The organism is Komagataeibacter nataicola (assembly GCF_003207795.1).
GTDB classification, from domain to species: domain Bacteria; phylum Pseudomonadota; class Alphaproteobacteria; order Acetobacterales; family Acetobacteraceae; genus Komagataeibacter; species Komagataeibacter nataicola.
In genome coordinates, this window is sequence record NZ_NIRT01000040.1 from 1 (window position 1) to 25,628 (window position 25,628).

General features: G+C 57.4%; 28 protein-coding genes, 5 pseudogenes and 1 other annotated feature. Of the genes and pseudogenes, 10 read left to right on the forward strand and 23 right to left on the reverse strand.

Translation table 11 applies throughout. The features are described 5' to 3' along the window. Nucleotides 1-190 (forward strand): hypothetical protein (locus CDI09_RS18625; RefSeq protein WP_249034039.1); only part of this gene is annotated, 190 nt, incomplete at its 5' end. Then, nucleotides 148-237 carry a helix-turn-helix domain-containing protein gene (locus CDI09_RS18630; RefSeq protein ID WP_236944715.1) on the forward strand — a complete coding sequence of 30 codons (90 nt, stop codon included), beginning with the start codon at nucleotides 148-150 and terminating at the stop codon, nucleotides 235-237. The genes CDI09_RS18625 and CDI09_RS18630, both read left to right, overlap by 43 nt. A gap of 220 nt (nucleotides 238-457) precedes the next feature. On the opposite strand, the gene CDI09_RS15150 is transcribed toward CDI09_RS18630, so the two are convergent. The 7 genes from CDI09_RS15150 to CDI09_RS15180 form a co-directional block, all read right to left on the reverse strand. Further along, complete coding sequence (locus CDI09_RS15150) at nucleotides 458-739, reverse strand: type II toxin-antitoxin system RelE/ParE family toxin (RefSeq protein ID WP_078528469.1); 282 nt, start codon at nucleotides 737-739, stop codon at nucleotides 458-460. After that, nucleotides 736-1,023, reverse strand: coding sequence for a CopG family ribbon-helix-helix protein (locus CDI09_RS15155; RefSeq protein WP_078528472.1), 288 nt, complete (start codon nucleotides 1,021-1,023; stop codon nucleotides 736-738). The genes CDI09_RS15150 and CDI09_RS15155 overlap by 4 nt, the downstream gene beginning before the upstream one ends. An 818-nt stretch (nucleotides 1,024-1,841) precedes the next feature. Then, a complete protein-coding gene (locus tag CDI09_RS15160; protein ID WP_078528475.1) occupies nucleotides 1,842-2,747 on the reverse strand; it encodes a replication protein RepA in 906 nt (301 codons plus the stop codon). Nucleotides 2,748-2,948: 201 nt separating this feature from the next. Beyond that, nucleotides 2,949-3,203, reverse strand: a complete 255-nt coding sequence (locus CDI09_RS15165; RefSeq protein ID WP_078528478.1) for a ribbon-helix-helix domain-containing protein — start codon at nucleotides 3,201-3,203, stop codon at nucleotides 2,949-2,951. Nucleotides 3,204-3,232: 29 nt separating this feature from the next. Beyond that, a complete protein-coding gene (locus CDI09_RS15170) occupies nucleotides 3,233-3,883 on the reverse strand; it encodes an AAA family ATPase (protein WP_078528481.1) in 651 nt (216 codons plus the stop codon). A 138-nt stretch (nucleotides 3,884-4,021) separates the two neighbouring features. Further along, nucleotides 4,022-4,600 carry a tyrosine-type recombinase/integrase gene (locus CDI09_RS15175; protein WP_249034040.1) on the reverse strand — a complete coding sequence of 193 codons (579 nt, stop codon included), beginning with the start codon at nucleotides 4,598-4,600 and terminating at the stop codon, nucleotides 4,022-4,024. 53 nt (nucleotides 4,601-4,653) lie between these two features. Continuing rightward, nucleotides 4,654-4,950, reverse strand: coding sequence for a WGR domain-containing protein (locus CDI09_RS15180; protein ID WP_078528487.1), 297 nt, complete (start codon nucleotides 4,948-4,950; stop codon nucleotides 4,654-4,656). Between the two features lie 373 nt (nucleotides 4,951-5,323). On the opposite strand from CDI09_RS15180, the gene CDI09_RS15185 reads away from it, so the two are divergent. Then, nucleotides 5,324-5,791 carry a tyrosine-type recombinase/integrase gene (locus tag CDI09_RS15185; RefSeq protein WP_249034042.1) on the forward strand — a complete coding sequence of 156 codons (468 nt, stop codon included), beginning with the start codon at nucleotides 5,324-5,326 and terminating at the stop codon, nucleotides 5,789-5,791. On the opposite strand, the pseudogene CDI09_RS15190 reads toward CDI09_RS15185, so the two are convergent. From CDI09_RS15190 to CDI09_RS15230, 10 genes and pseudogenes are all read right to left on the reverse strand, one after another. Then, nucleotides 5,777-6,129 (reverse strand): annotated as a pseudogene (locus tag CDI09_RS15190) (helix-hairpin-helix domain-containing protein); the annotation flags it as partial. The gene CDI09_RS15185 and the pseudogene CDI09_RS15190 overlap by 15 nt on opposite strands. After that, nucleotides 6,083-6,285 (reverse strand): annotated as a pseudogene (locus tag CDI09_RS15195) (IS5/IS1182 family transposase); the annotation flags it as partial. The pseudogenes CDI09_RS15195 and CDI09_RS15190, both read right to left, overlap by 47 nt. Nucleotides 6,286-6,441: 156 nt before the next feature. Then, nucleotides 6,442-7,989, reverse strand: coding sequence for an AAA family ATPase (locus CDI09_RS15200; protein WP_078528490.1), 1,548 nt, complete (start codon nucleotides 7,987-7,989; stop codon nucleotides 6,442-6,444). Nucleotides 7,990-8,006: 17 nt separating this feature from the next. Then, nucleotides 8,007-8,567: a hypothetical protein gene (locus CDI09_RS15205; protein ID WP_078528493.1), complete on the reverse strand. Its 561-nt coding sequence runs from the start codon at nucleotides 8,565-8,567 to the stop codon at nucleotides 8,007-8,009. A 2-nt stretch (nucleotides 8,568-8,569) separates the two neighbouring features. After that, nucleotides 8,570-8,755 carry a hypothetical protein gene (locus CDI09_RS17890; RefSeq protein ID WP_146220915.1) on the reverse strand — a complete coding sequence of 62 codons (186 nt, stop codon included), beginning with the start codon at nucleotides 8,753-8,755 and terminating at the stop codon, nucleotides 8,570-8,572. Nucleotides 8,756-8,776: 21 nt separating this feature from the next. After that, nucleotides 8,777-10,489 (reverse strand): hypothetical protein, encoded by a 1,713-nt coding sequence (locus CDI09_RS15210; protein ID WP_078528496.1) that lies wholly within the window; start codon nucleotides 10,487-10,489, stop codon nucleotides 8,777-8,779. A 5-nt stretch (nucleotides 10,490-10,494) separates the two neighbouring features. After that, nucleotides 10,495-10,965, reverse strand: coding sequence for a hypothetical protein (locus CDI09_RS15215; protein ID WP_249034041.1), 471 nt, complete (start codon nucleotides 10,963-10,965; stop codon nucleotides 10,495-10,497). A 375-nt stretch (nucleotides 10,966-11,340) separates the two neighbouring features. Beyond that, a protein-coding gene (locus CDI09_RS15220) for an IS3 family transposase (protein ID WP_110571413.1) occupies nucleotides 11,341-12,575 on the reverse strand; the annotation gives its coding sequence in 2 pieces (ribosomal slippage) (nucleotides 11,341-12,281 and nucleotides 12,281-12,575; 1,236 coding nt in all). Continuing rightward, nucleotides 12,172-12,288 (reverse strand) — a sequence feature (AL1L pseudoknot). It overlaps the preceding gene by 117 nt. 141 nt (nucleotides 12,576-12,716) lie before the next feature. Continuing rightward, nucleotides 12,717-14,366: a 2-oxoglutarate and iron-dependent oxygenase domain-containing protein gene (locus CDI09_RS15225; RefSeq protein ID WP_078528507.1), complete on the reverse strand. Its 1,650-nt coding sequence runs from the start codon at nucleotides 14,364-14,366 to the stop codon at nucleotides 12,717-12,719. Nucleotides 14,367-14,756: 390 nt separating this feature from the next. Beyond that, entirely contained in the window at nucleotides 14,757-15,527 is a 771-nt protein-coding gene (locus CDI09_RS15230; RefSeq protein ID WP_078528510.1) for a StbB, read from the reverse strand. Nucleotides 15,528-15,621: 94 nt separating this feature from the next. Here CDI09_RS15230 and CDI09_RS15235 point away from each other — a divergent pair, with 94 nt between their 5' ends. Both CDI09_RS15235 and CDI09_RS18290 read left to right on the forward strand, forming a co-directional pair. Beyond that, nucleotides 15,622-15,846, forward strand: coding sequence for a helix-turn-helix domain-containing protein (locus CDI09_RS15235; protein ID WP_078528513.1), 225 nt, complete (start codon nucleotides 15,622-15,624; stop codon nucleotides 15,844-15,846). Between the two features lie 37 nt (nucleotides 15,847-15,883). After that, nucleotides 15,884-16,060, forward strand: a complete 177-nt coding sequence (locus tag CDI09_RS18290) for a hypothetical protein (RefSeq protein WP_167370271.1) — start codon at nucleotides 15,884-15,886, stop codon at nucleotides 16,058-16,060. 421 nt (nucleotides 16,061-16,481) lie between these two features. Here the strand turns inward: CDI09_RS18290 and CDI09_RS15245 are convergent, their stop codons facing one another. The 3 genes from CDI09_RS15245 to CDI09_RS15255 form a co-directional block, all read right to left on the reverse strand. Next, nucleotides 16,482-16,736 (reverse strand): hypothetical protein, encoded by a 255-nt coding sequence (locus CDI09_RS15245; RefSeq protein ID WP_078528516.1) that lies wholly within the window; start codon nucleotides 16,734-16,736, stop codon nucleotides 16,482-16,484. Between the two features lie 76 nt (nucleotides 16,737-16,812). After that, nucleotides 16,813-17,229 carry a type II toxin-antitoxin system HicB family antitoxin gene (locus CDI09_RS15250; protein ID WP_078528456.1) on the reverse strand — a complete coding sequence of 139 codons (417 nt, stop codon included), beginning with the start codon at nucleotides 17,227-17,229 and terminating at the stop codon, nucleotides 16,813-16,815. 10 nt (nucleotides 17,230-17,239) lie between these two features. Then, the gene (locus tag CDI09_RS15255; protein WP_078528458.1) at nucleotides 17,240-17,419 is read right to left on the reverse strand and encodes a type II toxin-antitoxin system HicA family toxin; all 180 of its coding nucleotides are present in this window, start codon (nucleotides 17,417-17,419) and stop codon (nucleotides 17,240-17,242) included. Between the two features lie 761 nt (nucleotides 17,420-18,180). On the opposite strand from CDI09_RS15255, the gene CDI09_RS15265 reads away from it, so the two are divergent. The 4 genes from CDI09_RS15265 to CDI09_RS15280 all read left to right on the forward strand — a co-directional run bounded on the left by CDI09_RS15265 (nucleotide 18,181) and on the right by CDI09_RS15280 (nucleotide 23,924). Next, nucleotides 18,181-19,116: a LysR substrate-binding domain-containing protein gene (locus CDI09_RS15265; protein ID WP_078528519.1), complete on the forward strand. Its 936-nt coding sequence runs from the start codon at nucleotides 18,181-18,183 to the stop codon at nucleotides 19,114-19,116. Between the two features lie 55 nt (nucleotides 19,117-19,171). Next, nucleotides 19,172-21,517 (forward strand): TonB-dependent receptor, encoded by a 2,346-nt coding sequence (locus tag CDI09_RS15270; protein ID WP_078528522.1) that lies wholly within the window; start codon nucleotides 19,172-19,174, stop codon nucleotides 21,515-21,517. Between the two features lie 103 nt (nucleotides 21,518-21,620). After that, nucleotides 21,621-22,859, forward strand: coding sequence for a cation:dicarboxylate symporter family transporter (locus tag CDI09_RS15275; RefSeq protein WP_205836734.1), 1,239 nt, complete (start codon nucleotides 21,621-21,623; stop codon nucleotides 22,857-22,859). Nucleotides 22,860-22,892: 33 nt separating this feature from the next. Beyond that, the gene (locus CDI09_RS15280) at nucleotides 22,893-23,924 is read left to right on the forward strand and encodes an Ldh family oxidoreductase (RefSeq protein WP_078528463.1); all 1,032 of its coding nucleotides are present in this window, start codon (nucleotides 22,893-22,895) and stop codon (nucleotides 23,922-23,924) included. 135 nt (nucleotides 23,925-24,059) lie between these two features. Here CDI09_RS15280 and CDI09_RS15285 read toward each other — a convergent pair. Together CDI09_RS15285 and CDI09_RS18295 are read right to left on the reverse strand one after the other, a co-directional pair. Then, nucleotides 24,060-24,687: pseudogene (locus CDI09_RS15285) on the reverse strand (transposase); the annotation flags it as partial. Beyond that, a pseudogene (locus tag CDI09_RS18295) lies at nucleotides 24,686-24,856 on the reverse strand (IS110 family transposase); the annotation flags it as partial. The pseudogenes CDI09_RS18295 and CDI09_RS15285, both read right to left, overlap by 2 nt. 261 nt (nucleotides 24,857-25,117) lie before the next feature. Here CDI09_RS18295 and CDI09_RS15290 point away from each other — a divergent pair. Further along, the gene (locus CDI09_RS15290) at nucleotides 25,118-25,531 is read left to right on the forward strand and encodes a recombinase family protein (RefSeq protein WP_078528466.1); all 414 of its coding nucleotides are present in this window, start codon (nucleotides 25,118-25,120) and stop codon (nucleotides 25,529-25,531) included. Nucleotides 25,532-25,540: 9 nt separating this feature from the next. On the opposite strand, the pseudogene CDI09_RS15295 reads toward CDI09_RS15290, so the two are convergent. Next, a pseudogene (locus CDI09_RS15295) lies at nucleotides 25,541-25,628 on the reverse strand (IS5/IS1182 family transposase); the annotation flags it as partial.

A 25,628-nucleotide genomic window follows, 5' to 3' on the forward strand; every position in this document is an offset into this window, starting at 1 on the left:
TCCATCTGTTCATCCGTCAGCCAGAACAGGTCGCTCATCTTCAGTCTCCTTGCAGAGCCTGAATCAAAATTCCCTACAAAAATCAATGGGTCCTGAGCCTACAAAGGCCGGAAGAAAAACGTTGATGATGACGAAATCAGACGGCGTATCGCCGCAGGCGAAAGCAAGGCTGGCGTTGCGCGCGAACTGAAAATCTCAAGGATGACTGTCTACCGTGCGCTTGAAACCATCGATTAAGCCGTCAGACACCCGACGCTCGCCCGATCAAGCGCCGTGTTTCCAGTCCGTTCTTCAACATGGCCAAAATCACAGCTTCGGGCCCACTGGGCCTAAAACGCACAGGAAGGCCGCACAGGACGGTTTTGGCTTACGAGAGGGGGGAAGCGATCAGAATACCAGAGACGTCCCACGGCCCTCCTATGGGCAGGAAAAACACACTCTCGGCGGCACCCATCACTCAATGAAACGTCTCGCGGTCCTGCCTCGTATGGAAAACGTCGGTGATGAACAGGGCATCCGCCGTGACCTCATAGCGAATTTCATAGTCATCCACGATGAAGCGCCGGACCTCACGGGGTGAGAAGACCGGAAGCAACGTACCCATCCGAGGGAACTGGATCAGAACGTCCGGGGCTGCCGTCAGCCGCCGCATAACACGCGCGGCGCCGCTCGGGTGGTCAAAATTTGCGGCTAGCGTTTGCAGATCAGATACGGCCTTGGCCGTCCATTCATATTTCACCGCTTGGGTTCCGGCAGCGGCAGCGGGTTAGCTTGGTCGAGACTGTCTGCCCATGCCTTGACGGCCTCAGCACTGATCGTCCGGCCAGCATCTACATCGGCCAGGGCACGGCGCGTCACCCGGTCTTTCTCTGCCTCATAGGCAAGGTAAGACGCCACGGCTTCCCGCATCACCCATGACCTGGGCCGCTCGATGGCTTCCCCATATCGATCCATCGCATCCACCAGGTCGGCAGGCATCTGCACACTGACCACCTGCTTTCCGGCTGAAAGTTTCTCGCTCATGGCATCACCTTAGTTGGATTTAATAATTCTTAATAAGGCATGATACTCCCCTGCTTCAAGCGAGATCGTCCGGCCTGCTTCATTCTTCCTGAGCAAATTTACCCTGCCCGGTTCTTCTAGCGGTGCTGGTGTGGGGCGAGCGCGGAGCGGGAGCGGCGTAGCCGGCCAAAGGCACCGATACTCGGAATGGGGTCGTTACATAAAACGGACACAGATATACGCTTGGCGTATCGGAAAACCCGGCGCGAGCGGTTAGGCGTGTCCGTAATTAGCGCAGCTCTGAAAGGGCGAGCCGACGGAGATTTAGATCAAAATTTACTCTTGATCCTTATATTTATCCACAATTCCGTTAAAAATTATCGAACAACTACCGGAAAAACCTATCGGTTTAGATAACGGGAATCATATCGGTTTTAGGGGGGTGGCGATTGCACCGTGCCTACGGGTGGTGATTGCACCGTGTCTACGGGTGGTGATTGCACCGTATTAGGGTGGTGATTGCACCGGGATAACTTTTCTATTCACAGAGAGAGGCCCTATCCTAGAAACAGTGGCAATCGCACTATCTTTTGGTAGCTCTAAGCAGAACAAGAGGGGTGGTAATTGCACCGGGCTTTCAGTGGCGCCACAAATGCCAAAAGGGTGGTGATTACACCGCCTTCCTCTGACATCGGAGCGGACGCAAAAGGATAGCACTTGCATTATAATTGAACCGTTGATGCCGTTGCTAAAAGGGTGGTAATTGCACCGCGATCAGTCGACAGGGGCGGTGGTCAACGGGTGGTAATTGCACCGCTCATTTTAGTCAGATTTTCTGATTAAGTATCTGATCCGATGGTTTTTTGATAGGAGATGATTGTCTGCCGCGGTACGGGCGGCGGTGATGCGATCAGTCTTAGACCCGTCCGAACCTGTTCAAGTCTTGCATCTGGATAAACAGCCGCAACCTGTCGTAATGCGATCAGGAATGCCTTCTTGAAATTCTTATCGTCCGTATATTCCTGCCCAAACTGCAAACGAAGGTTGGCCCAAGTAAGCTTCTCACCAGGCCGCCGCACCCGATGAAGTCGATGGGCAAGCCACGTGTAGATGTCGAGCGCCAAAGCTGAGTGCTGCAAACCCTCAAGTGCACGAGGGTCAAGTGGGACAGCGTTTTCTTTCAATTCATGCCAAAATTTTTCGGATAGCTCGATCGTGCTATCTTTTGCGAGATTTTTGGTCCACGCATCGAATTCATCCACCGGCCGGGCATTCAGATTGCGCGACCCGTAGCCGAGCTTCATTTCACAGGCACACAAGGCGTTCATCTGTGCCCGAAATGCTTCACGGGATGGACCATTCTGGCTGATGTTGAGGCGTTTCATAAATTCACTGATAGTTCGTCCGACTGCAACAATACGCGATTTCGTTCGGATCGCTTCAGTGCTGATGTGGAAAAGTGCCAATCGTGGCTTGGTTCCATACGGGACGAAGAGCTTTTCCCAATGGCCATCGTTAAACATTTCTCCTGCTGTAATAAGCAGAGATGCCTTGCCATTGTTTCGTTCAAAGCGAGTTTCTTTTGTCCGTTTACGGGGAAGGCCAACCTGGCAGAGCACCGTGTGCATGAACTCAATCTCATCAGGCGGAGTTGCCTGAATTTCAGCCGAGAGCTGAATGACACGTGCAGTTGTGGGAGAAAGGACAAGTTCACTCTGTTCTGATGGTAGTTTGCGTTTGCTCATTCGTCCGATCCCGCTCTGTCCCTGCTACGTTGTTCAGCATACGACCGATGACGCAAGGCCTGTTCGTCTTCTCAGCTATCTTCTGTCTATGTGTCATAAGCCGAGATCCCCTTTAGGGAGACATATGCGCGTTCAGTGGCTCTAAAATTAACTCAACAAAGTACCATTAAGATATTTTTTGAATATTCTTAAAATATTATCTTAACTTTCTTCTAACGCTTTGAAAATTGCCATACTGATAAACGCAGCTCGGCCTGTTCCCATAGCTTCAGCGCGTTCATCAACACGCCGTAACAGGTCTGGAGCAATGGTCAAACTAATCTGGCGTTTATGTCCCTTGGGCAACCCTTTATCGTATGATAGAGGCTGTGTTTTTCCTGCATCAGGAGCTCCAGTAACGAAAGCATCTGCAGCAGATTCTACCGACGTTGGTTTAGCTTTGCGATGAATTGCCATTTAATCTATCCTTAATACGTTATGAATATTCAAATTGGATTAAAAACGGCACTTGCAAGTGCAGAAATTTCAGCGACAGCTTTAGGGTCTCGCGGCGTCAGTTCGGAAACAGCCAGACCTGCTCCACCAGCATTACTAAACGCTTTGCGGCGTCGAATTGGTATCGGCAGATAAATGAATTGCGGCACCTCTTTCACTGCTGCAGCAGCCTCTGCATTATCCGTTGAATGATCTCCTGGATCGGCTTGGTTCATAACAGCTACAGCACGCAATCCATCCCGAACACTTCGTGCTTCATCAATGAGAACAGCCATGTCGTCTAGTGCCCATACGTCATAGGAACGCGGCGCAAACGGAACCAGAAGCGTATCAGCGAGAATGAGTGCTGCGCGAAGCGCTGTAGAATCTCGGCCGCCAACATCGATGATAATATCATCCCATTTATCACGCTGCTGCTGAACTTGGGCACGTAGATTGGGGCCGTCCGGATACTGTGCACAAGCAATCCCAGGTAGCTTCCCAGCTTCAGAACGAGCTGCGATAGCAGCAGCAGCTGTACCCTGTCGATCACCATCAATCAGCCATACCTCTCTACCAGCAGTGGCACGGATTATGGCGAGTTGAACAGCTAAAGTGGTCTTCCCCACCCCTCCTTTCGTATTTCCTATTGCTATAATCACTTTTTAATCCTTTTTGAATATTCAAAATAACGCCTTTTCATCTCATAATATGTTTGCCTTTGTCAATCACATAAAATGTGGAATGAATATTCATTCAATCGGAATATGGGATATTTTCCCAAACGAGATATTTCTCGTTTAACCCCACATTTTCCGTGCGATATCCTGCTCCTCGGCGCCGACGGCATCGGCGTAGATGGCGGTGGTGGAGAGCTGGGCGTGACCGAGCCATTTCTGCACCATGTTGAGGGGGATGCCGCTGGAGACGGCGGCGACGCCGAAGGCATGGCGCAGGCCCTTGGGGGACGCGGCCGGGCCGGACAGGCCGGCGGCAACCATGACCGCATGCACCGCCCGCCAGCCGGTCATGCGGGACCAGGGCCACAGCCGGGCGGCCGATCCACGGCCCCGCCTACGCTGCGCCTCGCGGATACCATGCACCAGGTCCAGGGCCTCGAGCAGGGACGGGGGCACCGGCACGGCGCGATAGATCCCGTCCTGGCGCTTCTTGAGCGTGGCGAACACCAGCACGCCGCCGGCGAGGTCCACCCGGTCCGCCGTCAGGGCGAGGGCCTCGGACAGGCGGCAGCCCGACCAGGCCAGGGTCATGCACAGCGTGCGGGCCTCGCGCGGCGCCGGCTCGGCCGCGCGCAGGAACCGCGCCCGCTCGGCGACCGTGAGGTATTTGCGGCTCCCGTCGCGGTCGAAGAGCTGCATCCCGCCGGGGGCGCCTGCCGGGGTCGCCCGCTGTCCCGGTTTTCGGGTGCCGCTCATCCGGCCGTCCTGTCGCGATAGCCCCGCCGGCGCTTGGCCCGAAGCTGGCGGGCGAGGGCGTCGCGCGCCGACCCGGCATCATGATGCCGTTCGCAGACCTGCCGGCCAGCCGTTCCGATCCGCCCCCACTGCCGCACCAGGGCAGTACCGCCAAACAGGTCGGGCTGTAGTGACAGATGGTAGAAGCGCCAGCAGTTGATGGCCGGGTCCACGCGCACCAGCGCCGCCGTTTCGGGGAACAGCGACAGCTGGCGAGGCGGCCGGACAGGGGCCTTCGGGGCGGGTCTGGGCATATGATCCCGGAAAGTGTAACACACTTCCCCCGACCCGGACAGGAAAACCGCCGCTGACGCGGGACAGGCCGGCCGGTTTCAGGCCCAGCCTGTTACACTATTACCCATAGTGTAACAGAGCAGAGGTCTGATGCCCCAAACGTTATCATTCTCGATCCAACAGAGCCGACAACTTTGGGGTTAGAACGAACCCGCTGCGCGGGAATGGTATAGCGTGGCGGTCTGTCACCACGGCGTGAGAGATCTGTTTTATTTGGAACTATCCTGATCGGGCCAAGCACTCTGGCTTCTTCCCACCAGAAGGAGCCGGATGATGACAGAGTCCCTGTGCATTGCTGCAATCAGTCCCCTTCGCCAGCGCCTGCTTGATGACATGGCGGTGCGGCGGTTCTCCCGGGAGACGCAGCGCAATTACCTTCGCGATGTCGGCCGTTTCGCCACGTTTCTGGGTCGCTCACCCCATACGGCAACAGCCGAGGATGTGCGCCAGTTCCAGATCGCACAGAACGCGGCGGGCATGCCGACACCGACCATGAACGCCATCGTGTCGGCGCTGAGATTTTTCTTCACCCAGACACTCGACCGACCTGACCTTGCACGCAGGCTGGTCCGGGTGGCGCGGCCCCGCAACCTGCCCGTGGTGCTGAGCCGCGATGAGGTTGCCCGGCTGCTCAACGCGACCATATACCTCAAGCATCAGGCCGCCCTGTCGGTCGCCTATAGGGCAGGCCTGCGGGTGGCCGATGTCGCTGCTCTCAAGATCAGTGATATCGACAGCGAACGCATGCTGCTCAGGGTCGAACGGGGCAAGGGGGACGATATCGCAGCCCTGTTCCTGTAAGTCTTCACGCAGGAAGGTAACGGGATGGTCCCGCAAGCTCAGGCCAAGCCGGTTATAGTCCAGCACACCTCGGCACCATCCCGCATGGGCTGGAGTAACACATCCGGCTCCTCCGCTTCCCGCGTTACCTGTGCTGCCGCAAACAAGGGCAGAGCGGCATCGCACAGTGCCTTGATGGCCCACAGAGCTTCCCGACGTGCCAGCCCGAGTGAGGGTCGGAACGCGTCTGCCTCGGTCAGATGGTTCAAAGCTGCCGCTTTGATACTCGCCCGACGCCACAGATCATAGACCGACGTAAACGGGTGTGAGGCCCGTGGGGCAACAATGCGGGCGACCGCCTTTACTGCCATCTGCATAGGCCAGAGCCTTGTCAAGATCAGAAAAAGAAGACTTCAAAATCCACAGTCTGAGCAGGCTTCAAGTTGATCACCAAGCCCACTCAACCGAGCAAGCCGCTCTTCAACATCAAAAAAACCGGCTGCTTCATCATCCATCCTCACACTAGGAATGGAATCACAGTCAATGGTTCAGAGCCAGGGGTTTTTCGAACCCTCCAACTCCACCAACCTTTCGATCACATCGTAGACCTGATACCACTCAGCATCCTCAATAAGGCGCATTCAGGTCTTTTTAAAAAGATCGCAGTTCCATCATCCCAGCAGGACCGCCCTGCGCATGGGTGCAGTCGTGGCGCTATTCCCGATGGGCTGCCCCGAAGCTGGTACCGCGCGTTCACGACCCCATGCACGGATCGCCTCAATCTGCTCGGGACTGGTACGTGAAAGTGGAACGATATTTTGAAAACTAGAACGGTAGAGATTGGGCGTGATGCCCGCATCCCCGTTCAGGAACGCCTCCTCCACCACTTCGCGTACGGCCGCCTCCAGGTCCGCGCCAGCAAAACCTTCCGACAGTTCAACCAGTTCTTCGAGCAATCCGGCATCCAGTGGCTGCAATTTGCCACGTTCCACATACAGGCTGATGATTTCCCGCCGCTCATCACTGCCGGGAAGATCGACAAAGAACAGTTCGTCGAACCGGCCCCTCCGCAACAGTTCGGGCGGCAGCTTCGACACGTCATTGGCGGTTGCAACCACGAAGACACGCGCCTGAGATTCCTGAAGCCAGAACAGGAACTGCCCGATCATGCGCGTGGTCACGCCGGATGAGTCCGATCCCCCTGCGGCCAGTCCCTTCTCGATCTCGTCAATCCATAGGACGCACGGTGCCACGCGGTCTGCAGCTTCCAGGGCTTCTTTCAGGCGGCCTTCGCTCTGCCCCACGTACATGCCCATGAGGTTGGCAAGGTCCAGCCGATAGAGCGGAATTTCAAACTGCGCCGCGATTGTCTTGGCAGAAAGTGATTTGCCACAGCCCGGCACCCCCACCAGCAGCACGCCGCGCGGCGGCCGGATCACACGTTCGCGCAGGTCCGCCGTCAACAGCGGCCGCTTGCGCTGGAGCCATTTCTGCAGTCCGCTCAGGCCGCCGAGGTTGAGTGTCTCAGACCGCAGGGCCACGCGCTCAATACCCGACACATCGGAAAAGACGCTGTCCTTTGCACGCATCAGTTCCGGAAAATCGCTTTTGCGGACGCTTCCACGCGCCGCCATCATGGCGATGATGTTCTCGGCCTCGATCTTGGTCACGCCACCAAGGATGGTGGCCGCGCGCCGCATGTCGCTCTCGTCCCACTCGATGGGCATGAGACCGCGATAATCATCAATCTGACGGGAAATGTTTATGTAGGTTTCGTCCTGGTCCGGTGGCGACAGCATGAGCGACACGCCAAGGCGCTGCACCTGACTCCACACCGTCTTGGTCGTGACCGCGACAATCGCCCCGCCCTTTTCCGAGGCCAGTATCACGGTGTCCAGCAACTGCCGTGCAAAGGCGCTGTCGGTGTCCACGTCATCCAACTCGGTCAGCACGAAGGTCAGGTTCTGACGCTGCATCATCTGCTGTGCCGCGAAATCGACCGCGCCGATAACGGAACGGTCCTCATTGGTCACGCGGTTGGTCGTGATATCCATCGTCCCCTTGGACAGGGTGTGGACATAGGCCGTGACACTCTGCCGCGCGCAGACATCGCGGATCAACTCAACCGCCCGGCTGCGCTCGGTCGTCTGGATCAGGATGAAGGGAACACGGGCCTTGAAGGTCCGTTCGAAAGCATCAAGAAATTCGCTGGTATTCACACTATGGCCTCATGGGATCAGAGCAGGATGCGACGGCCGGACGTTTGCGAAGCGTGGCCATTTTCCGTCACCATGGTTGTTGGCGCCAAATCACGGTCGATCGGATTGTCGCGCAGCATCTTGGCCAGGCGCCCCGTGCGGTCGCTCGCAGCGCTTTCAAGCAGGCTTTTCTGGATGGACGCAGTGGTCTGGCGGATCATGTCGGCAAGCTGCGCCGGCAACGGATCGGGCCAGCACGACAACGTGGCGTAGCGCGACAGTTGCGCGAAGGCACGACGGGCGTTCACCATGGCGCGGCCAAGGTCATTGACGTCCGTGCTCTTCTCCAGGTGCCGTTGCAGCATGAGCCGGATGGTTTCCATGCGCGCATGCAGTGTACCGGCGGCACGGGTGGCAAAGGAATTCGCCATGCCACGGGTCCAGTTGACCTTTCCCCGCTGCGCAAGGCCAAGCAACACGTCATCCTCTCCACCGTGTTCAAAACGCTCGAACCAGGCGCTCCACTCGGCATAGGTTTCGGGTGCGTTGCCAGCGTTGGGACCATCTGGTGCCGCACGCTCGCGCCATAATCCGAACATGCCTATCGTCGCCGTACGAACTGCGTGGCGGGCAAGAGGTCCCATTCGGGGAAAGCACTGGCCAGCGGATCGTCGGTCGCATTGCTGTCAGAGATCTGGACCTGCGCCACCGGGGCCGAAGTTGATGGTATGGAAGAGGACGTTGTCACAGGCGTTCCGGCGCGGGGAATAAAGACATCGCGGGTCATGAAGGCGACTTCCCTATGTTTTTAGCTGTTGCTCAGGATGCGGCGTGAACTTTCCTCACGCAATGCGAGATGGCTGTCCGGGGCAATCGCATCGATATAGGCGTTGGTCTGCGTGGCCACGGCATCACGTGCCGCGAAATCACGCAGCCATTCCACATATTCCGCAAGACATCCATCGAGATCCGCTTTTTCAGACTGCGCGCGCCTGTCGAAAGAATCACGTACCATGTCACGCTTTTTTTCCAGCCCTCTGTATTCAAAAAATACCCAGGCCAGCAGCGCCGCCCCTATAAAAGCGAAGATGAAATTCCCCGTGAACATGCTCAACAGCAACAATACACCCAGGATGCCGCAGATCACATGCTTCGGCCCCAGCTTGACCAATGCCAGCGCCGCTAGGCATTCACTGTGGATATGCTGCTCCAGACTGGACCGAAGCGCCTTTTCCTCCGTGCCGTCATGCGTCTGTCCGGTCCAGTTGCCGATCTGCAGGTATGCTGTATCTGGCTGGTTCCGTCGGGTTTCAATGGTCAGGTCGGAAAATGCGTTATGCACCCAGGCGCGCGACAGCGCGAAGGCAAGGCGCTGCGAAGCACGTGACGCCCCCGAGCGTTCGGCATGCATGGCCGCGTTCGTGAGGAGCTGGGTGAAGCTGACATTTTCCTCAAATGCCTCACGCTCAAGGTCATGGTGCTTTTCGGCGATATCGACGCGACCGTCCTGCGCGATGATGGACTGCAGTCGGGCTTCCTCCTTTCTCAGGGGCAGTTCAGCGGCATCATGGTCAGTCACCAGATGGGTCAGCAGGTCATCCACCGCCTCCGCCAGGCGGGTGGACGCGGGTAGTGGAGATTCAAAGATCTCGCGCATGTAATCGAGGAATACAGTATTCAGGCCGGCACAGTTAAGCTGACCATTCAGGTCCGCCCAGTTCGTGCATAGACGTTCCAGATGTGGATAGCGCGCACCATGCTGGTCCTCGGGGATCTTGGACAGCAGGGCCTCGCGCCACTGCACGCGCTGCTCCTCCACAAATCCGGCCCGGTCACTGAGTTCACCAATCCAGGCCTGCAGCCGCTCGTAGCAGACCTGCTGCACATTGGGGCCAAATACGCCGCCAGCGGTGGCATTGATGAGGATGATGGTCTGCCGTTTCAGTTGCATGGGGTTCTGCTGCCCCAGGAATCGGTCCAGCCATGTAGCGCAGGCATTGCCCCGCCCGGCACGACGCGAGATCAGTGCGAAGAACAGGCTGGTTTTTTCATCATCCCGCCGCAGGGCTTCCCCCAACGCGCGTTGGGCCAGGGGCTGGTCATCGCGCAGCCAGGCTGCCAGCGCCACAAGTGCCGGGGCCAGCCAGTAGGCGGGGGTCAGCACCATGAGTTCTTCGGTAATGTCACGCATCGTCGCGGTATGCACGACACTGATGTCGGTTGCCTGCAACAGGCCGACCGCTGCGCGACGCACATCGTCATAATGTCCGAATTTCGACGTCAGTTCCTGCCGGATTTTGATCAGTCGCGTTTCGGCCAGGCTGACCTGCGTGGCACGGTTATATATATCAAGGAACTGGTGAAACTGCGCCTGCAGGTCGAAGAGTTCCTTCCGGGTTATGGTGACGGTGTCATCAACTTTGTCGATCCGCTCCCCCACATCCTCGATATTCCTGGAGAGGGTGCGCAGACCGCCGCTGATCGCGCTCAGGTCGGCCGTATGGATAATGCGTTCAGCCATGAAAATCAGCCCATCGAAACAGATGTGGTGCCATCATCGGCGATGGCGACAAGGCGATCGGAAAAAACTTCGATCGCGGCATAGCGTCCGGAAGCAGCCAGCGAACGCGCACGTTCCATGCCGCCCGGCATTGCCTCTCCACGTTTGAAATGTCTTATGATATGGCCGGAAATATCGACGATATGCACCTCATATGGCGCTCCGAGATAGCATTTGGACACCCATCCCAACGGCCAGCTTGCCGGACCATCGGGGAATTCCGCCGCCACGGCGTCACGGATGGCATCAATGCCTGTCGCTGAAACTGGACCGCCGGTATCGAGCTTGCGTAACGCATCGACATAGCTGCTGCTGCGCCGCCGACGAAGTTGCTCGACAGAAAGTTGTCGACCGGAAGACGAGACCATAGGTGCTGTTTGTCTGGCAGTCTGGAGCTTGATCGTTCCGGGCTTATTAATAAATATCTGTCGCACCATAAAGGATAAACTTAATCCAGTTTTCACATTACATATAATTTAATTATCTATTAAATCGAACATCGCCTGTCAATTGCCTATTCATAATGATTCGGGTTCAGGTTGATAGATCAAAAAACCCTTTTTCCAGAGCCTTTTTTGGAAATTCCATGTTGAATAGCTCTTTGCAGCCTGTCGGGTTGGCCATTTTGAGGATCATAAGGCTGTCTGTTGATTTTCACTGAGAACTGACCCGGGTAGGGTGGAAATTTTCATCGAGATTTGACCCACGCCTTCACACTCCCCGGCAGCATCTGCTGGGAGTTTGAGGAGTGATTGACATGGAGCTTCTGAGTGAACTGCCCCGGGTTTACTGGAGAGCGATTTGTTCAGCGCTCAGGCTGCGATATCAAGTCTGCTCTGATCTGCATGGAAGGCGCGTTCGGCTTCGGCGGGTGGCCTGTAGCCGATTGGTGCCAATAGACGTCGATTATTATACCAGTCCACCCCTCTGAGTGTTTCCCATTCGACCTGCGCCATGGATTTCCATGGCCCCAGATGATGGATAACTTCGGCCTTGTATAAACCGCTGATCGTCTCCGCCAGTGCATTATCATAACTGTCACCGACCGTGCCGACCGAGGCATCAATGTCAGCCAGCGCCAGGCGTTCGGTATATCGGATCGACAGGTATTGTGAACCACGATCCGAAAGATGGATCAGCGCCCTGTTTCCCGAGGGCTTTCGTTGCCAGATGGCCTGTTCAGGGGCATCGAGCACGAACTGGGTGGTCATGGAGGCCGAGACCTTCCAGCCCACGATCCTGCGGGCGAACACATCAATGACAAACGCCACATAGACCATGCCATTCCGGGTCTGGACATAGGTGAAGTCCGAGACCCGGAGCTGGTTGGGAGCCTCGGCCCGGAACTGCCGGTTGACCCTGTCATCGGGACAGGGACGCGCCGTATCCGGACGGGTCGTGATGATCTTCCTGCCCCGGATCACCCCCTTCAGGCCCATCTGCCGCATCAGGCGCTCGACAGTGCATCGCGCGACCTTCCGTCCTTCGCGCTGCAGGCTGTGCCAGACTTTGGGCGCACCATAAACACTACGGCTGTCGTGCCAGATCCGACAGATATGCGCCATCAGATCCCTATCACATTGTGCTCGTATGCTGGCTCTGGCCGGATCTCTCGCTATGGCCGCCTGATGATAAAACGTGGAAGGGGCAATCGGCATAACGCGACAGATTGGCTCGACCCCATAATCGGCACGACAGGCTTCAATAAACGCGATCATTTGCGAAACGGGCGGTCGAGCTCCGCCTGCGCAAAATAAGCCGAAGCTTTCTTGAGAATCTCATTGGCCTGACGCAGTTCACGGATCTCACGCTCCAATGCCTTGATCCGTGCCGTCTCAGCCGTGGTTGGTCCCGGTTGTGCACCAACGTCTCGCCGCGCCTGTTTCCACCAGTCGTGCAGGCTGTCTCCCGAACAGCCGAGTTTGCCACCAATCTCGCGACAGGCCGCCGAAATGCTCGGGTAATCCGATCGATGTTCGTCCAGAAGGCGCACGGCGCGCTCACGGAACTCAGGCGAATAACGCGATGTTTTCTTCTTCTCTACCATAGGGTTCATCCTCCGAGAGTTTTACTCTCCGGTAAACCCGGGGCAGTTCAGCCCAGTCTGCCAGCCTTACGACAGGCCATTCCTGATCGCGTCACACGGACCACCCACCGGGAAATGCCTGCACTGTGGAAGCCTTCTGCCTCAGTGGCGCTGGTTTTTGTGCCCGTATGTCGCTTGCAGTCTTTCCTGCAGGTAGTCATGCCCGGTGACGGGCGGATAATGCGCATGCTTGCCGGAGCCGGTTACGATCGGCTCGACCAATGCATCCGCATCAGGATCGAGGAAGAAAGCGATCGAATACCGCTCGCCTGCAGGGCGCAATACCCGGTGCGGGGTCGAGACATACACATCATTGCTCCACCGCATCAGGCAGTCACCGATATTGCAGATGAACGTGCCGGGAATCAGCGGGGCATCCGTCCAGTCGCTACCGCGCGGACGTACCTGCAGGCCCGATACGCCATTAACCGCAAGGATCGTGACATTGCCGTAATCGGTATGGGCACCCGCCCCCGGTGCCGTGCTGGCCTGTTGCGCGGGCGGATAGCGCAGCAGGCGTAGCGTGGCCATGGGGTGCCTGAATTTATCGACAAAGAAATCCTCATCTACTCCCAGATCACGGGCAAAACCGCGATGCAGTGCCGCGCCGATATCGAGGCAGGTGGCGAAATATGCCATCATGAGATCCTGCCATCCCGGGAGAGCAGGCCATGCGTCCTGGCCATCGGGCTGGTTAGGGCTGATGTTGAAGGCCTCCTTGCGGTCGGGCAGGGAAGTCGTATCAAGCCGTTCGACCCCCAGCCCTACATAGCCCCGGTTCCGGCCCACACGGCTCATGGCCACGGCTTCCTTGGCGGCGGCAGGCTGGGTGAAGAACGTGTGCGCGGCCTCGAAAAGCTTCGCTATCGTATCGGGAGATACGCCGTGGCCGGTAATGTAGAAAAAGCCAGTCTCGCGGCAGGCCCTGCCGATGGCGCTGGCCACGACCTCCCGCTCTGCATCGTTACCCTGGCGCAGGGGGCCAATGTCGATAACAGGGATGTCATGGGTCATGGGACTGCTCCTTTTTACCTCAGGACCGGGAGAAAACCGGCTATCCGCAGGCAGGCGTCCGGCATCACCCGCCTGGGTGGACGGGTTGGAATGTGTACCCTGCTGGCGTATCTGGCGCGGGCTGAGGTCATGGAACTGCCTGATCTCACGCGACAGGTGGAAGGCAGACCCATAGCCCGTACTGTCTGCAATTCTGGCCAGTGACATGTCGGTATGTCGGATCAGGCGCAGCGCAGCCTGTGCACGCACGGCCCGCAGGTAGCGCATGGGCGTGGTGCCCTGATGCCGACGGAACAGGTCTATCAGGTAAGGTGGCGTAATGCCGGCCACAGCGGCCAGTGTTTCAAGGTCCGGCTTTTCGGCATAATGCAGGTCGATATAGGATCTGGCCGCGAGAAGCGGCGCGGGCATGTGTCCGGCCATGCCTTCTCCCGCCTCGATACGCCATGCGGCGAACAGGGCTTCACCCAGGGCGTTGCGCAACGTATCGAGGGCTAGCGAGACGTACGGACCACACCCGATCCCTTCCCGGAAAAGCGTGCGGATGCGCGGAGAGGCTCGGATCCGGTCGCCCAGGAAATCCTGCTCTACAGGGGCGGGTAACTCCAGCAGCGGCGTTTCACACCACTGAACCTGGCTGCCCGGTGCATAGGTGGAACGCCGGCCAGTAGTGTTGATGAAGATGCCACACTCACCCGCATGAAGTTCCCGCCTGCCGCCATCGATCACGGTGCTCATGGTGCCTGTCTCCAACAGGAGCAGACAGGCATAAGCGCGGCTGGTTACGCGGAATTCTCCCCCGTCGGGATAGGCTGTCTGCCCAAACGAGAAGCTGGTGCCACGTCTGATGAATGCAGATTTGCGAACTTCTGACAGAATGAACCCATCCCCATGCCACGCCTGTCCTGACCATAGTCGGGTTACCGATACGATAGAATGGCCGCAAACGTCGAAAACATGTCTGGAATTAAGATCTGTCAGCGATGGTCCCTCGCACGGAGAAAGGCCGGGTTGCTGATCAATGGGGAGGCCATGAAGGCATGGGTCGCCAGCTTCGCGACGGATAACCCCCTCCCTCTGCCAAAGCCATGGCAATAGAAGATCGCTCCGGGCCAATGAGGTGGTCTGTCAGGCTGCTGCAGCCATCCCTGGAGAGATATGGGCCATGAGACGGGCAAAGGTCTGTTTCAGCCGGGGTTCCACGCGTTCGGCCCTGGCGGCCAGAGCGGCATAGGATGCATAATTCTGACGATCTTCCCGCGTCGCGTGCCTGTCACGTGCCTTCTGACGATAGAATTCGCAAGGCAGAAGCGACCTGAAGGAAGCCTGTTTCCTGAAGAAGTGGTTATAGATCTCGTCCTCTTCCACGAAGACATCCCAGAAAAAACGCGGAGCATCAGGCCCCTCGCAGATTTTCATCACGTCTTCGATTGACGAGGACACTGTCCTGTCCTGCAGCCGGTTGGGAACCAGGATAATTTTCTGTCCGGAAATACCGCAGGCCTGGAGCTTCCGAACCGTCCAGATCATCCGCTGTATACTGTAGACTTCCGGCGTGAAGGGAATCAGGAAGACGTCGATATCTTCGTCAGCACCAGAAAAGCGCTTCATCTTCGCGCAAGTAGCCTCCAGGGCGGTCATATCGATATCGATGATGATGGGCCGGCCCTGATTCAGGGTGAGTTCCTCAAAAACCACCCCGAAGTCCCCATTCCTGACCAGCAGAAGATTATCTGGGCTGAGGCCACCAGAAAAGTCGATCCGTTCCTTGACGCAGACCAGAAGGGGATTCTGGAGGAAAGGTGCCAGGAGATGAAAGGCAATGACGGTTTTTCCACACCCACCGGCAGCTGACAGGACGCAGATCCGTGGGGCAGAAACGGGGTGGCAGTCAGACATCTTGGCCTCTCTATATCCAGGGGAACGACATTGAATGGGAATTTACATACTATAGTTGATAAAAATATAGTATGTAAAACGCCAGCATGTCCTGATGGACATGAGACGCCTTGTGGGATGGAATTTTTCCCGCATCCGAAGGAATAAAGGCCTGACACAGGAACAGGTTGCCGAGCGGTCAGGCTTCAGCCAGCAATATCTCAGCGGCCTGGAAAAAGGAGTTCGCAATCCAACGGTCGTCACCCTTTATGAACTGGCCTGCGTGCTAGACATTTCCCCTGTTGAATTTCTCATGCCCGTTGAGGAAACTGGCTCTTAATGGTTGCAACAGGCCGCAGCCTGGAAAGGGAACGAACATGGCGACGGATACAAACCGGTTTGACCGCGACCGGGAAGCGGAAAAGGACGCAGCCACGCGTCAGGCACTGGCAGAAATTGCAGCGGGCCGTGTGGTCAGTGCGGAAGCGGCCAATGCCTGGATTGAGAGCCTCGGCACCGATCACCCGCTCCCCATGCCAGAACCGGGCCAATAGGATGGTCCCATTCCAGCAGAAGGGGGAACGCTGATGCATGGGCCATTGCCCTCGTCAAAGCCTCACGCCAGGAGATCATGATGCCACGGGACAGGCACCGTTGCCCCACCCATCCGGGGGAATTGCTCCGGATGGACGTCATTCCTGCCGGCCTCATGGAGACGTCAGAAACTGCACAGGCCCCTGGCATATCCTGTGCGCATCTCCACGAGATCCTGGCGACCCGAACTGGCGGAACAACTGGGTCAACTACTGGGCAATGGTCCTGATCTGTGGATCAGGATGCAGGCCGCGCACCCTGGCATTCCATAGATCGCGCGCTGGCTCTGTACTCCCATAATGCAGCTGGAGGTAGAATGATCCTACCTCAGCTCTGGCAGAAACAGAACGCGGGAACGATCTCTCATTCCCGCGCTGAAGATTACCAGTAATATTCATGGGGCCGCCGGGTACCGGTATACGGAAAGACCGCCTCGACAGGATCAAGGTCGCCCTTGATGACCAGGCGGGCAATATGCCTGTCATGATGACGGCCAGGGCGGATATCGTGCAGATGGCTGTACCAGTTGGGGGATTCAGAGGCTTCACGTGAGCCTCCATAACCACAGCGATCCGGCCGGTTGGCCCAGCGATGGTCCCGGCCGTGTCTGCGGCTGTGATGATAGGTGCGAGACATGGGAGCTTCCCCTCCATGACGCACGGAGTGATTTCCGGGCGTATCTACATCGCCCGATCTCCCCTGTTCTGGTTGTTCATTTGCTTCTGACCACCGGTGTAAGTCTTGCCTGCAGGGTCATGGCCGCAATCATGCCGGAACGGCTCTCATGGGATGATCTGGCAAGCGCATCCAGCCGCTCCAGAACACGCCGGGGAAGGGAGATGTTCGCCCGTTCCACCCGGTCGTCAAGAACGGCCGGATCAATGGTAACAAAGCCCACTGTCCAGCCCTCATAATCCGGGTTGTTCTGGATGGCGTCGAGCGTGCTGGGAAAAGGCACAGCCTCTCCGGCATCCAGCGTGGCATCGATCCATGCCGCAGCGGCCTCTTCCGCATTGGAAATGGCTTCATCGAGCGTGTCGCCTGCCGAAAAGCAGCCGGGAAGGTCAGGAAAGACAACACCAAATGCCGTTGTCTCGCTGCCCCGTTCGATAACAACCGGATAGCGCATGATGATCCTCCTAGAGACCCGCCTGTTTGCGGATGGCGGCAACCAGACCGGTGCCCAGATCCTTTTTGGGATGAGGGACGACCACGATCCCAGGTCGCGACGGATGTTTGAAGACGTTGTGTGAACCGCGCACGCGATCCAGCTTCCAGCCTGCTTTTTCCAGCTCCCGGATCAGATTGGCACTCTTCATTTACACATCATACACACGGATGGATCCCTGTTCAAGAAGGCCCGTGAGAGGATGTGGCCGCGCCGTCAATTCCCTGCAATGCCCGTAGAGCAGTTGTATTAGACGGGCAAAGCGTCGTGAGGAGGCCGCAGTGAAACGTGACCGCCGGACCATTAACGCCAAAATCCGCCTTTTGGCCGAGATCGGCGATGTATTGCTGAACGCGCGCTAAGGCAACCCCGATCCTTAGGCGATCAAGAATATCATCGGCTGGGACGCGCTGACACGAGAAATCGCGGAAGGCCGACATCTCGTCCGTCCTAACCCTCTCGATCCCGTGGCGCTTTCCCGGGAGAACGCACCGATCCTGCGCGAGATCGGCCCCGCGTTCGTCACCGCCTTCACCTTCGGTGCTGTACTCGCCTGTCCCCCGATGTGAGCTTAAGACGCTCAGTCAACCAGCATAAAACCGTTACAAGCCCCGCCTGATGATAACGCGTAAGGAACGGAATTTATCATCACATATCATAATCAATAAGGAATTTTTGTGATAAAAAATGAACAAAGATCGTGTCATGTTGCTTTACTGTAAACGCACCCACGGCATTTCATGGCCATACCTTGGAGCATACGGTACGAAGTTAATAATATAACATATTGATATTACATTGTTTTAAAAAAGTTATCATCATTTTGTGTTTTTAAGGCAACAGGGAAATCGATCAATCCGTTTCGATGCATTTATGATTTGATATAATAATTACTGCGTGTATCTTATTTTCATGAGCGATAATCAGGAACTTGACATCATTCTGCTACGGTCGTTTCTTGCCGTTTCCGAAACATTGCATTTCACGTCCGCTGCACAGATGCGGGGTGTTACGCAATCGACCATCAGCCAGCATATCAACCGGCTGGAGCAGGCAGTTGGCGCGTCGTTACTGCACCGCACCACCAAGCAGGTGGAACTGACGCCGCAAGGCATGCAGATGGTGAGTTTTGCCCAGAACATCATCCACGCGCAGGAAATGGCCATGGATTACTTCCGCAGTGGCACCCTGCGCGCAGAACTGCGCCTGGGCATTGCAGAAGATATGGTGGTCTCCCGCTTTCCTGAAATGCTCAAGCGCTTTCGCCGCCTGTACCCGCATGTCGAGGTGCGGCTGACCGTCGGCCTGAGCCGGGAACTTTACAACCTGCTTGATGCCGGTGCGCTCGACCTGATCTGCACCAAGCGCAAGGAGGGCGACGAACGCGGCATACCGTTATGGCGTGAGCGGCTGCAATGGCTGGGAGGCGGCAATTTTGACACGCTGGCCGAAGGAGCCGTGCCCCTGGTCCTGTTCTCGGGCAACAGCATTACCCGGGTAGCGGCCATTACTGCCATGAATAAGGTCGGCCGGGCATGGCGCGCCTCTTTCATGAGTTCGAACCTCGGGGCGCTTGTTGCAGCCGTCCGGTCCGGTTACGGCGTGTTCGCCCAATCGGGCCTGCTGGTCAGCCAGGAAATCGTACCCGTTCCCGCCAGTGCGGGTCTTCCCCCCCTGCCTGATGTTGATTTTGTCATGGTTGGCGCGACGGAGCAGCTTGAAGGCGCTACCCGCGACCTGGCCGACCTGGTTATCGAGAACATAGAAGGACTTGCCCCCCCGGGAAGCCGCATCATTGCCGGCACATCCCCCTGCGGGCCCGATGCGCGCGAAATAACAGCAATTTAGATTTTTTTATACTCCCATTCATTAAGTCAATACTTACAACAACAAGGAGATAAAGATGGTACCATGCCTTTCCGCACCCTGGCGTCGACAGCTATTCCTGCATGCATCCTTCGTCATGCTGGTCTCTCCCGTCATATCCCAGGCTGCGACACTCACCACGCCGACCAAGGTAACCCATCGCGATCGGGTACCACCCGCGGCCACCCCCGCACACACCACCGCGCATGCCCCGGCCCACCAGACACCAGCGGCACCGGAATCGATCAAGGTTTCCTCGCAGAAAATGCATTTCATGCGCCAGCAGCACGTAGCGGACTCAGCAACGCATATCGACCACCAGGAACTGGTGAACCGTAACGTGCGCCAGATGACCGATATCGTGCGCGTCGCCCCGAATCTGACCATACAGCCTTCCTTTGGTAGCGCCGGGCTCAACTTTGCCCTGCGCGGCGTCGGGCTGATGGACTTCACACAGAACAACACGCCCTCGGTCATGCCCTATGTGGATGGCGTGGCCTATCCCATCAGCATCATGACATCGGGCATGCTGTTTGACATGGACAGCATCTCCGTCAACCCCGGGCCGGGTGGCTATACCCATGGGCAGATGACAACGGGCGGCGAGATCAATTTCCATACCGCCGACCCGACCGAGCAGTTCCATGCCGGCATTACGGAAGATATCGCCAGCTATGACCGTAACCGCGTAACGGGCTTTATATCCGGCCCCATTTCACGCTCCGTTCTGTTCCGTATCTCGGGGCAGTCCATGACGGGTGGCGGCTACCAGCACAGCGCCTCGGGCCAGCGGTTTGGCAATGCCGACCTCGGTGCCCTGCGCGCGAAACTGCGCTGGAACATTGATGACACCACGCACCTTGATATCGGTGGCCACTGGACAACCGATCAGTCGGAAGCCGCCTCAGGCCACAACCTGTACAACGGCTACGGCGTGCCGATCAATTCCGACCTCATGCAGACCAGTTGGGGCCTTGACCCACGTTTTGCAAAAATCATCGGCATTGACGGCAGAAACACCAAGCCCCGTGAAGACAACATGTTCTGGGGAGCCAACATCCGCTTTACCAAGGATTTCACGTGGGGGCGCCTGACCACGCTCAGCGCCTATGAATCCATTGACGAACATGAACTGTCCAACCAGACGGATTCCGTCCTGTCCTACGGCAACATGTTCCGTAACAACCAGAGCAATGTGTTCTCGCAGGAAGTGAAGCTTGAATCCATCAATCCCGCGGCACGTTTCCACTGGACGGCAGGCATGTATTACAGCCGCACCGAACAGGCGCAGAATTTCTGGTATGATTCATCAGACCGTCCCGGTACCACGCCGCTGAACAAGACATCCTATACCGAAGGCATGCAGACCTTTAACCAGTACGTGGAACTGTCCTATCGCGTGCTGCCCAAGCTGCGCCTGATCGGCTCCATTACCCATGAATCCGATGACCGGCATATCCGCAACGTCACCAGCACGAATTACAACCTCAATACCGGTGCGATTGAAGGCACGCCCACCAATTTTGGTGATGCGGGGGCCCTGGCCAACGAATTTTCGGGTCATGTAGGCCTTCAGTACCAATTCAGGCCCAACATCATGGGCTATGCAATGTTCAGCCGCGGCTTCAAGCCGGGCGGGTTCAGCGCCAACATTACCGAACTGGCCTCGCAGCTCAAACCGTTCAAGCCCGAACAGGTCATCACCTATGAAGGCGGGTTCAAGACGACCTTCTTCAAGAACAAGCTGCGCTTCAACGGGGCCGGTTTCTATTACGACTATCGTGACCAGCAGGTTGTCAGCACCGTGCTTGTGCCGCCGTTCGGCGCGCTGTCCGGTTATGTGAACGCACCGCGCTCCTATATCTATGGCGCGGAATTCGACCTTGAGGCACACCCCATCCATGGCCTGTCGCTGACGCAGAATTTCGGCTACCAGCATGGCGTCTACAGCCAGTTCCAGTCCCTGAACCGTACGGCCACCACGAACCAGTTCACGCAGACAGGCGTATGGTCGGCCATCAACACCAATTACGACAATTACTCCATGGGGCTGGCCAACCTGACCCTGAGCGGGGCGGCGACCTATTCATGGCATGTGTTGCGTGACTACCAGATGACGTTCGATGTCGATTACAGCTATCGCGGTGCACAGACCCAGCCGCAGCATATCGGTGATAGCGGCATCTACCGCGCCCCCGCCTACTTCCTGGTCAACAGCTTCCTGACCTTCGCATCACCCAAGCAGCACTGGTCGGCGACCGTCTATGCGCAGAACCTGGCCGATCGCCGCTACTGGCTATCAGGTGGCACGCAGGCTACTTTTTATGGTGTCATTCCCGGCCTGCCCCGCTTCGTGGGCGCACGCCTGAACTATACCTACTAAACGCCTGACAGGACTGTAGGCGCATCCATACGTTTGCAAGGATAATGGCTTGAGCGACCTGAATACGCCTTCCTCTGCCGCCCGTCGCTACCGGTTGCCGGGCATGTTCATGCAGGTTGTCATCGCCAGTGTGCTGGGGCTGGGGCTGGGGCTGATCGACCCTGCTCTTGCCATGCAGACCCGCTGGACGACGGACATCTTCCTGCGTCTGATTGTCATGGCAGTCGGTCCGCTCCTGTTCTGCATTGTCGTCATGGGCATCGTGGGGGCAGGTTCGCTGCGCACTGTCGGGCGCATGGGGATCAAGGCGCTAGTGTATTTCGAGGTCATGACCACGTTCGCGCTGGTCATGGCGGTCGGGATCGGCATGCTGGTACAACCGGGGCGCGCAATCGTGTTCACGCCAACGGTCGAGGATGCGCAGATGGTCGCCTCCTACGCGCAGAATGCCCACCTGCTGCATGAAGGCGGCATTACCGCCTTCATCCTCTCGCTCATTCCCCATTCGCCGACCGATGCATTCGCGCAGGCCAATGTACTGCAGATCCTGTTCTTTGCCATCCTGTTCGGCTGTTGCCTCAGCCTGATCGGGGAGGCTGGTGCGCCGCTGGTCAGGCTGGTTGATGCGCTGGCGGTACTGTTTGCGCGCATGATGCGACTGATCATCGCCCTGGCCCCCTTGGGCGTTTTCGGGGCCATGGCTACCACGACCGCGCATTATGGCATGAACGCCATCATGCACCTTGCTGCATTCGTGGGGCTGTATTTCGTGGTCATCGCGCTGTTCATCATCATCGCACTGGGGGGATGCCTGCGGCTTTCGGGCGTGAATCCATGGTGCTTCCTGCGCTATTTCCGTGAGGAACTGGCCATTACCTTCACCACCACCACATCAGATGCCGTGCTGCCAAGCGTAATGGAAAAACTCAGGCGCATGGGGGTCGACCCTCAGGTTGTGGGACTGGTGGTGCCGGCGGGTTATTCCTTCAACCTTGATGCGCTGTCCATCTATCTTGGCCTTGCCGTGGTCTTTCTGGCGCAGGCGACCGGCACGCATCTCTCGACATGGCAGATGGTCATCATGCTGACCACTGCCCTTTTCACGTCCAAGGGCGCACATGGTGTGCCGGGCATTGCCATTGTGGTGCTCGCGGCCACCCTGGCCGCCATTCCGTCCATTCCTGTGGCCAGTTTGGTCATGCTGCTGGCGGTGGACTGGTTTATCGGAATTGCGCGGGCGGTGGGTAATCTGGCAGGCAACTGCGTGGCGCCGATTGTCATAGGTGCATGGGAAGGACGGCTGGACCGCGAAAAAATGGCGCGTGTACTGGCACAGGACTGAGCCATCGCTACAGCCTTTGCAGGAAAGACCGATATGAGCGAAATTTTTCATGCCAGCGCCGATATTCTGGAAACCAGAACCCGAAATGCCCTGCTTGAGGCCGGTGCCTCGACAGAAACCGCTGAAGCCACGACGCAGGCCCTGCTTTATGCCTCCCGCATCGGGGTGGACAGTCACGGCGTACGTCTGGTCACGCATTATGCGGCCATGCTGCGCGCAGGAAGGCTGAACGGTACGCCCGCGCTGAAGGTGCACCGCACTGCCCCCGCGACGGCGCTGCTGGATGCGGATGACGGGCTGGGTCATTACGCCTGCTACCATGCCATGCAACTGGCCATTGAAATGGCGGCGCAGACCGGTATTGGCGCCGTAGGGGTGATGCGGTCATCGCATTGCGGTGCGGCGGGTGCCTATGCCCTCAAGGCACCGGAAGCGGGCATGGTGGGAATCATGACCAGTAATTCCGATGCTAATGTAACACCATTCAGGGGCACTCACGCATTCCACGGCACAAACCCCATTGCCATGGCGGCCCCGGTTGAGGGGCAGATGCCCTGGCTGCTGGACATGGCAACGTCATCCATCCCCTTCAACCGTGTGCGTCTATACCGTTCGCTCGGGCTGCCCCTGCCAGCCGGTGTTGCGGCGGATGCCGAAGGCAACATGACGCAGGACGCCATGCAGGCCTCAATGCTGTTGCCGCTTGGGGGGGAAAGCTATGGCTTCAAGGGGGCCGGGCTGGCTGGCATGGTAAGCATTCTGTCCGCGGTGCTGACAGGCGCGATGATCGATCCCCGCATGATCCAGATGACGGATACGTCCGACTTTACCACGCCGCGCAATGTTGGTCATTTCTGCATCGTGCTGGATCCCGCGCGCTTTGTCGGGCGTGAAGGATTTGACAGGGCGTTGAAGGACTATCTGGCCATGCTACGTGCCATCCTCTCCACCACGGCCGGGGAAAGCGTGATGGCGCCAGGTGACCGGGAATGGAAAACGATGGAAGAGCGCAAACGCACGGGCATTCCCGTTGATCCGGATACGCGCGGCTTCCTGAAACTGTAAGGTGGAGGGATCGAGGAACCGTTGGTTGATGGGGCTGGCACGTGATTTCCGGTTTCTGGCGTTCTGATTGACGTTTCCCGGAGTGGCTTTCGACCTTCGCTTTGAGCGGATCGGGGGCTGTCATCCGCTGGATGGCTACGCGCTCGCGCTCGCGTTCAACCTCTCCAGAAACAGAAAGCGCCGCATGTTGTAGACGATATTGGCCAGGCCGATCCTCATGGTGGCTCGGGTGATACCCACGGTCCGGACGAACAGACCCGTCTGCGATTTCTGATCGGCAAAGACATGCTCGACGCGGGATCGGATCACCGACTTCCCTGCGTTGGACCGCTGGATATGGCGGGGCATGGGCTTGAGACGCGGCTTTTTCCTGTGGATCTTCGACATGAAGTCCTCATTGGCTTTCGAGCGATACGCGGTGTCGGCCTAAACGCTTGAGGCCGTATTGGTTTTATCCAGCAGGCCCACGCACAGTCTGGCGCCATCACTGGCTGCTGCATCCGTCGCTTTCCATTTCCGGATCAGTCGAAACTTTCGATTGATGGAAACATGCGATTTGTAGCCAAAGAACAAAATGACGAGGTCCATGGCCGGAAGCGGTCCCGTCCTCCTGCCACTTTGCCTTCGTGAACTTCAGTGTCCATCGCGCATGGCGATCCTTGTGGGACAACTTTGCCGGCTTGTCCTGCCAGTCCTGCGGAATGCGGCCTTCCCAAAGATCGGCTTTCTCCCCGTTGGTATTGCGCTGCTTTGGCGCTGCCAGTCGCGCAGGCTTCCATCGCAACGACGCACCGCGGCAGATTCGCCAGAAATATCGTCACCTGAGCGCGCGACAGTTTCTTGCGGAACGCGATGCTTCCGTCCGCCCGGGCGCCATGAAGCTGAAAAACCCGCTTTGCGAGATCGAGGCCAATAATGGTAACTCCGTCCATGGATGCCTTCTCCTTCTCGTGACGTTATTCAACAACATCACTTTGGCACATCGCGATGCCGTCGGGAGCGGGCATCCACCCCATCAGTTCTCAGTGAAAATCAGCAGATCTGGCCGCATGAGAGGCAAAATTCTCATAACATTAGGGTGAAACCCCAATGGGGCAGATAAAAGTGACATATGCGACATGTAACAAATGGATGGTTTTTCTTCCAATGTGACGATATGAGAAAATAACCACCCTAATGTGACGGATTTTCTTATGACCCGTGTCGGTTATGCCCGTATCAGCACCACGGACCAGAATCTCGATATCCAGATCGCTCACCTGAAGGCAGGAGGATGTGAAATCATCCGCTCGGAAACAGGATCAGGGGGATCACGAAACGGGCGGACCGAGCTTGAAACCATCATGCAGTTCCTGCGCTCTGGGGACGAGCTTGTCGTCCTGCGTCTTGACCGGCTTGGTCGCTCCACACGGGATGTCCTGAACCTGGTCCATGAACTGGAAGAAAAGGGGGCTTCGCTGCGCGTGCTTGAGCCGGACGTTACGACGGCCGGAGCCATGGGACGTATGGTCATCACAATTCTCGGCATGGTTGCTGACATGGAGCTGAAATTTATCAAGGATCGACAGCGTGCCGGGATTGAGGCTGCAAAAGCGCAGAGAACCTAGGCTCAGGACTCATAGCCAGAAGATGACGGTTGCAGCGAGGCAGATGGCTGAGAAGAAGACGTTCGGGCATCTGTCATAGCGTGTTGCGACCCGCCGC

What these genes read in the sequence shown, in the direction of transcription:
- CDI09_RS15155 (WP_078528472.1), bottom strand. Translation starts at nt 1,023, where the DNA reads ATGAGCGAGAAACTTTCAGCCGGAAAGCAGGTGGTCAGTGTGCAGATG.
- CDI09_RS15160 (WP_078528475.1), bottom strand. Translation starts at nt 2,747, where the DNA reads ATGAGCAAACGCAAACTACCATCAGAACAGAGTGAACTTGTCCTTTCT.
- CDI09_RS15165 (WP_078528478.1), bottom strand. Translation starts at nt 3,203, where the DNA reads ATGGCAATTCATCGCAAAGCTAAACCAACGTCGGTAGAATCTGCTGCA.
- CDI09_RS15175 (WP_249034040.1), bottom strand. Translation starts at nt 4,600, where the DNA reads ATGCAGCTCTTCGACCGCGACGGGAGCCGCAAATACCTCACGGTCGCC.
- CDI09_RS15180 (WP_078528487.1), bottom strand. Translation starts at nt 4,950, where the DNA reads ATGCCCAGACCCGCCCCGAAGGCCCCTGTCCGGCCGCCTCGCCAGCTG.
- CDI09_RS15185 (WP_249034042.1), top strand. Translation starts at nt 5,324, where the DNA reads ATGGCGGTGCGGCGGTTCTCCCGGGAGACGCAGCGCAATTACCTTCGC.
- CDI09_RS15205 (WP_078528493.1), bottom strand. Translation starts at nt 8,567, where the DNA reads ATGTTCGGATTATGGCGCGAGCGTGCGGCACCAGATGGTCCCAACGCT.
- CDI09_RS17890 (WP_146220915.1), bottom strand. Translation starts at nt 8,755, where the DNA reads ATGACCCGCGATGTCTTTATTCCCCGCGCCGGAACGCCTGTGACAACG.
- CDI09_RS15210 (WP_078528496.1), bottom strand. Translation starts at nt 10,489, where the DNA reads ATGGCTGAACGCATTATCCATACGGCCGACCTGAGCGCGATCAGCGGC.
- CDI09_RS15215 (WP_249034041.1), bottom strand. Translation starts at nt 10,965, where the DNA reads ATGGTGCGACAGATATTTATTAATAAGCCCGGAACGATCAAGCTCCAG.
- CDI09_RS15225 (WP_078528507.1), bottom strand. Translation starts at nt 14,366, where the DNA reads ATGAGCACCGTGATCGATGGCGGCAGGCGGGAACTTCATGCGGGTGAG.
- CDI09_RS15230 (WP_078528510.1), bottom strand. Translation starts at nt 15,527, where the DNA reads ATGTCTGACTGCCACCCCGTTTCTGCCCCACGGATCTGCGTCCTGTCA.
- CDI09_RS15235 (WP_078528513.1), top strand. Translation starts at nt 15,622, where the DNA reads ATGGACATGAGACGCCTTGTGGGATGGAATTTTTCCCGCATCCGAAGG.
- CDI09_RS18290 (WP_167370271.1), top strand. Translation starts at nt 15,884, where the DNA reads ATGGCGACGGATACAAACCGGTTTGACCGCGACCGGGAAGCGGAAAAG.
- CDI09_RS15245 (WP_078528516.1), bottom strand. Translation starts at nt 16,736, where the DNA reads ATGTCTCGCACCTATCATCACAGCCGCAGACACGGCCGGGACCATCGC.
- CDI09_RS15250 (WP_078528456.1), bottom strand. Translation starts at nt 17,229, where the DNA reads ATGCGCTATCCGGTTGTTATCGAACGGGGCAGCGAGACAACGGCATTT.
- CDI09_RS15255 (WP_078528458.1), bottom strand. Translation starts at nt 17,419, where the DNA reads ATGAAGAGTGCCAATCTGATCCGGGAGCTGGAAAAAGCAGGCTGGAAG.
- CDI09_RS15265 (WP_078528519.1), top strand. Translation starts at nt 18,181, where the DNA reads ATGAGCGATAATCAGGAACTTGACATCATTCTGCTACGGTCGTTTCTT.
- CDI09_RS15270 (WP_078528522.1), top strand. Translation starts at nt 19,172, where the DNA reads ATGGTACCATGCCTTTCCGCACCCTGGCGTCGACAGCTATTCCTGCAT.
- CDI09_RS15275 (WP_205836734.1), top strand. Translation starts at nt 21,621, where the DNA reads ATGTTCATGCAGGTTGTCATCGCCAGTGTGCTGGGGCTGGGGCTGGGG.
- CDI09_RS15280 (WP_078528463.1), top strand. Translation starts at nt 22,893, where the DNA reads ATGAGCGAAATTTTTCATGCCAGCGCCGATATTCTGGAAACCAGAACC.
- CDI09_RS15290 (WP_078528466.1), top strand. Translation starts at nt 25,118, where the DNA reads ATGACCCGTGTCGGTTATGCCCGTATCAGCACCACGGACCAGAATCTC.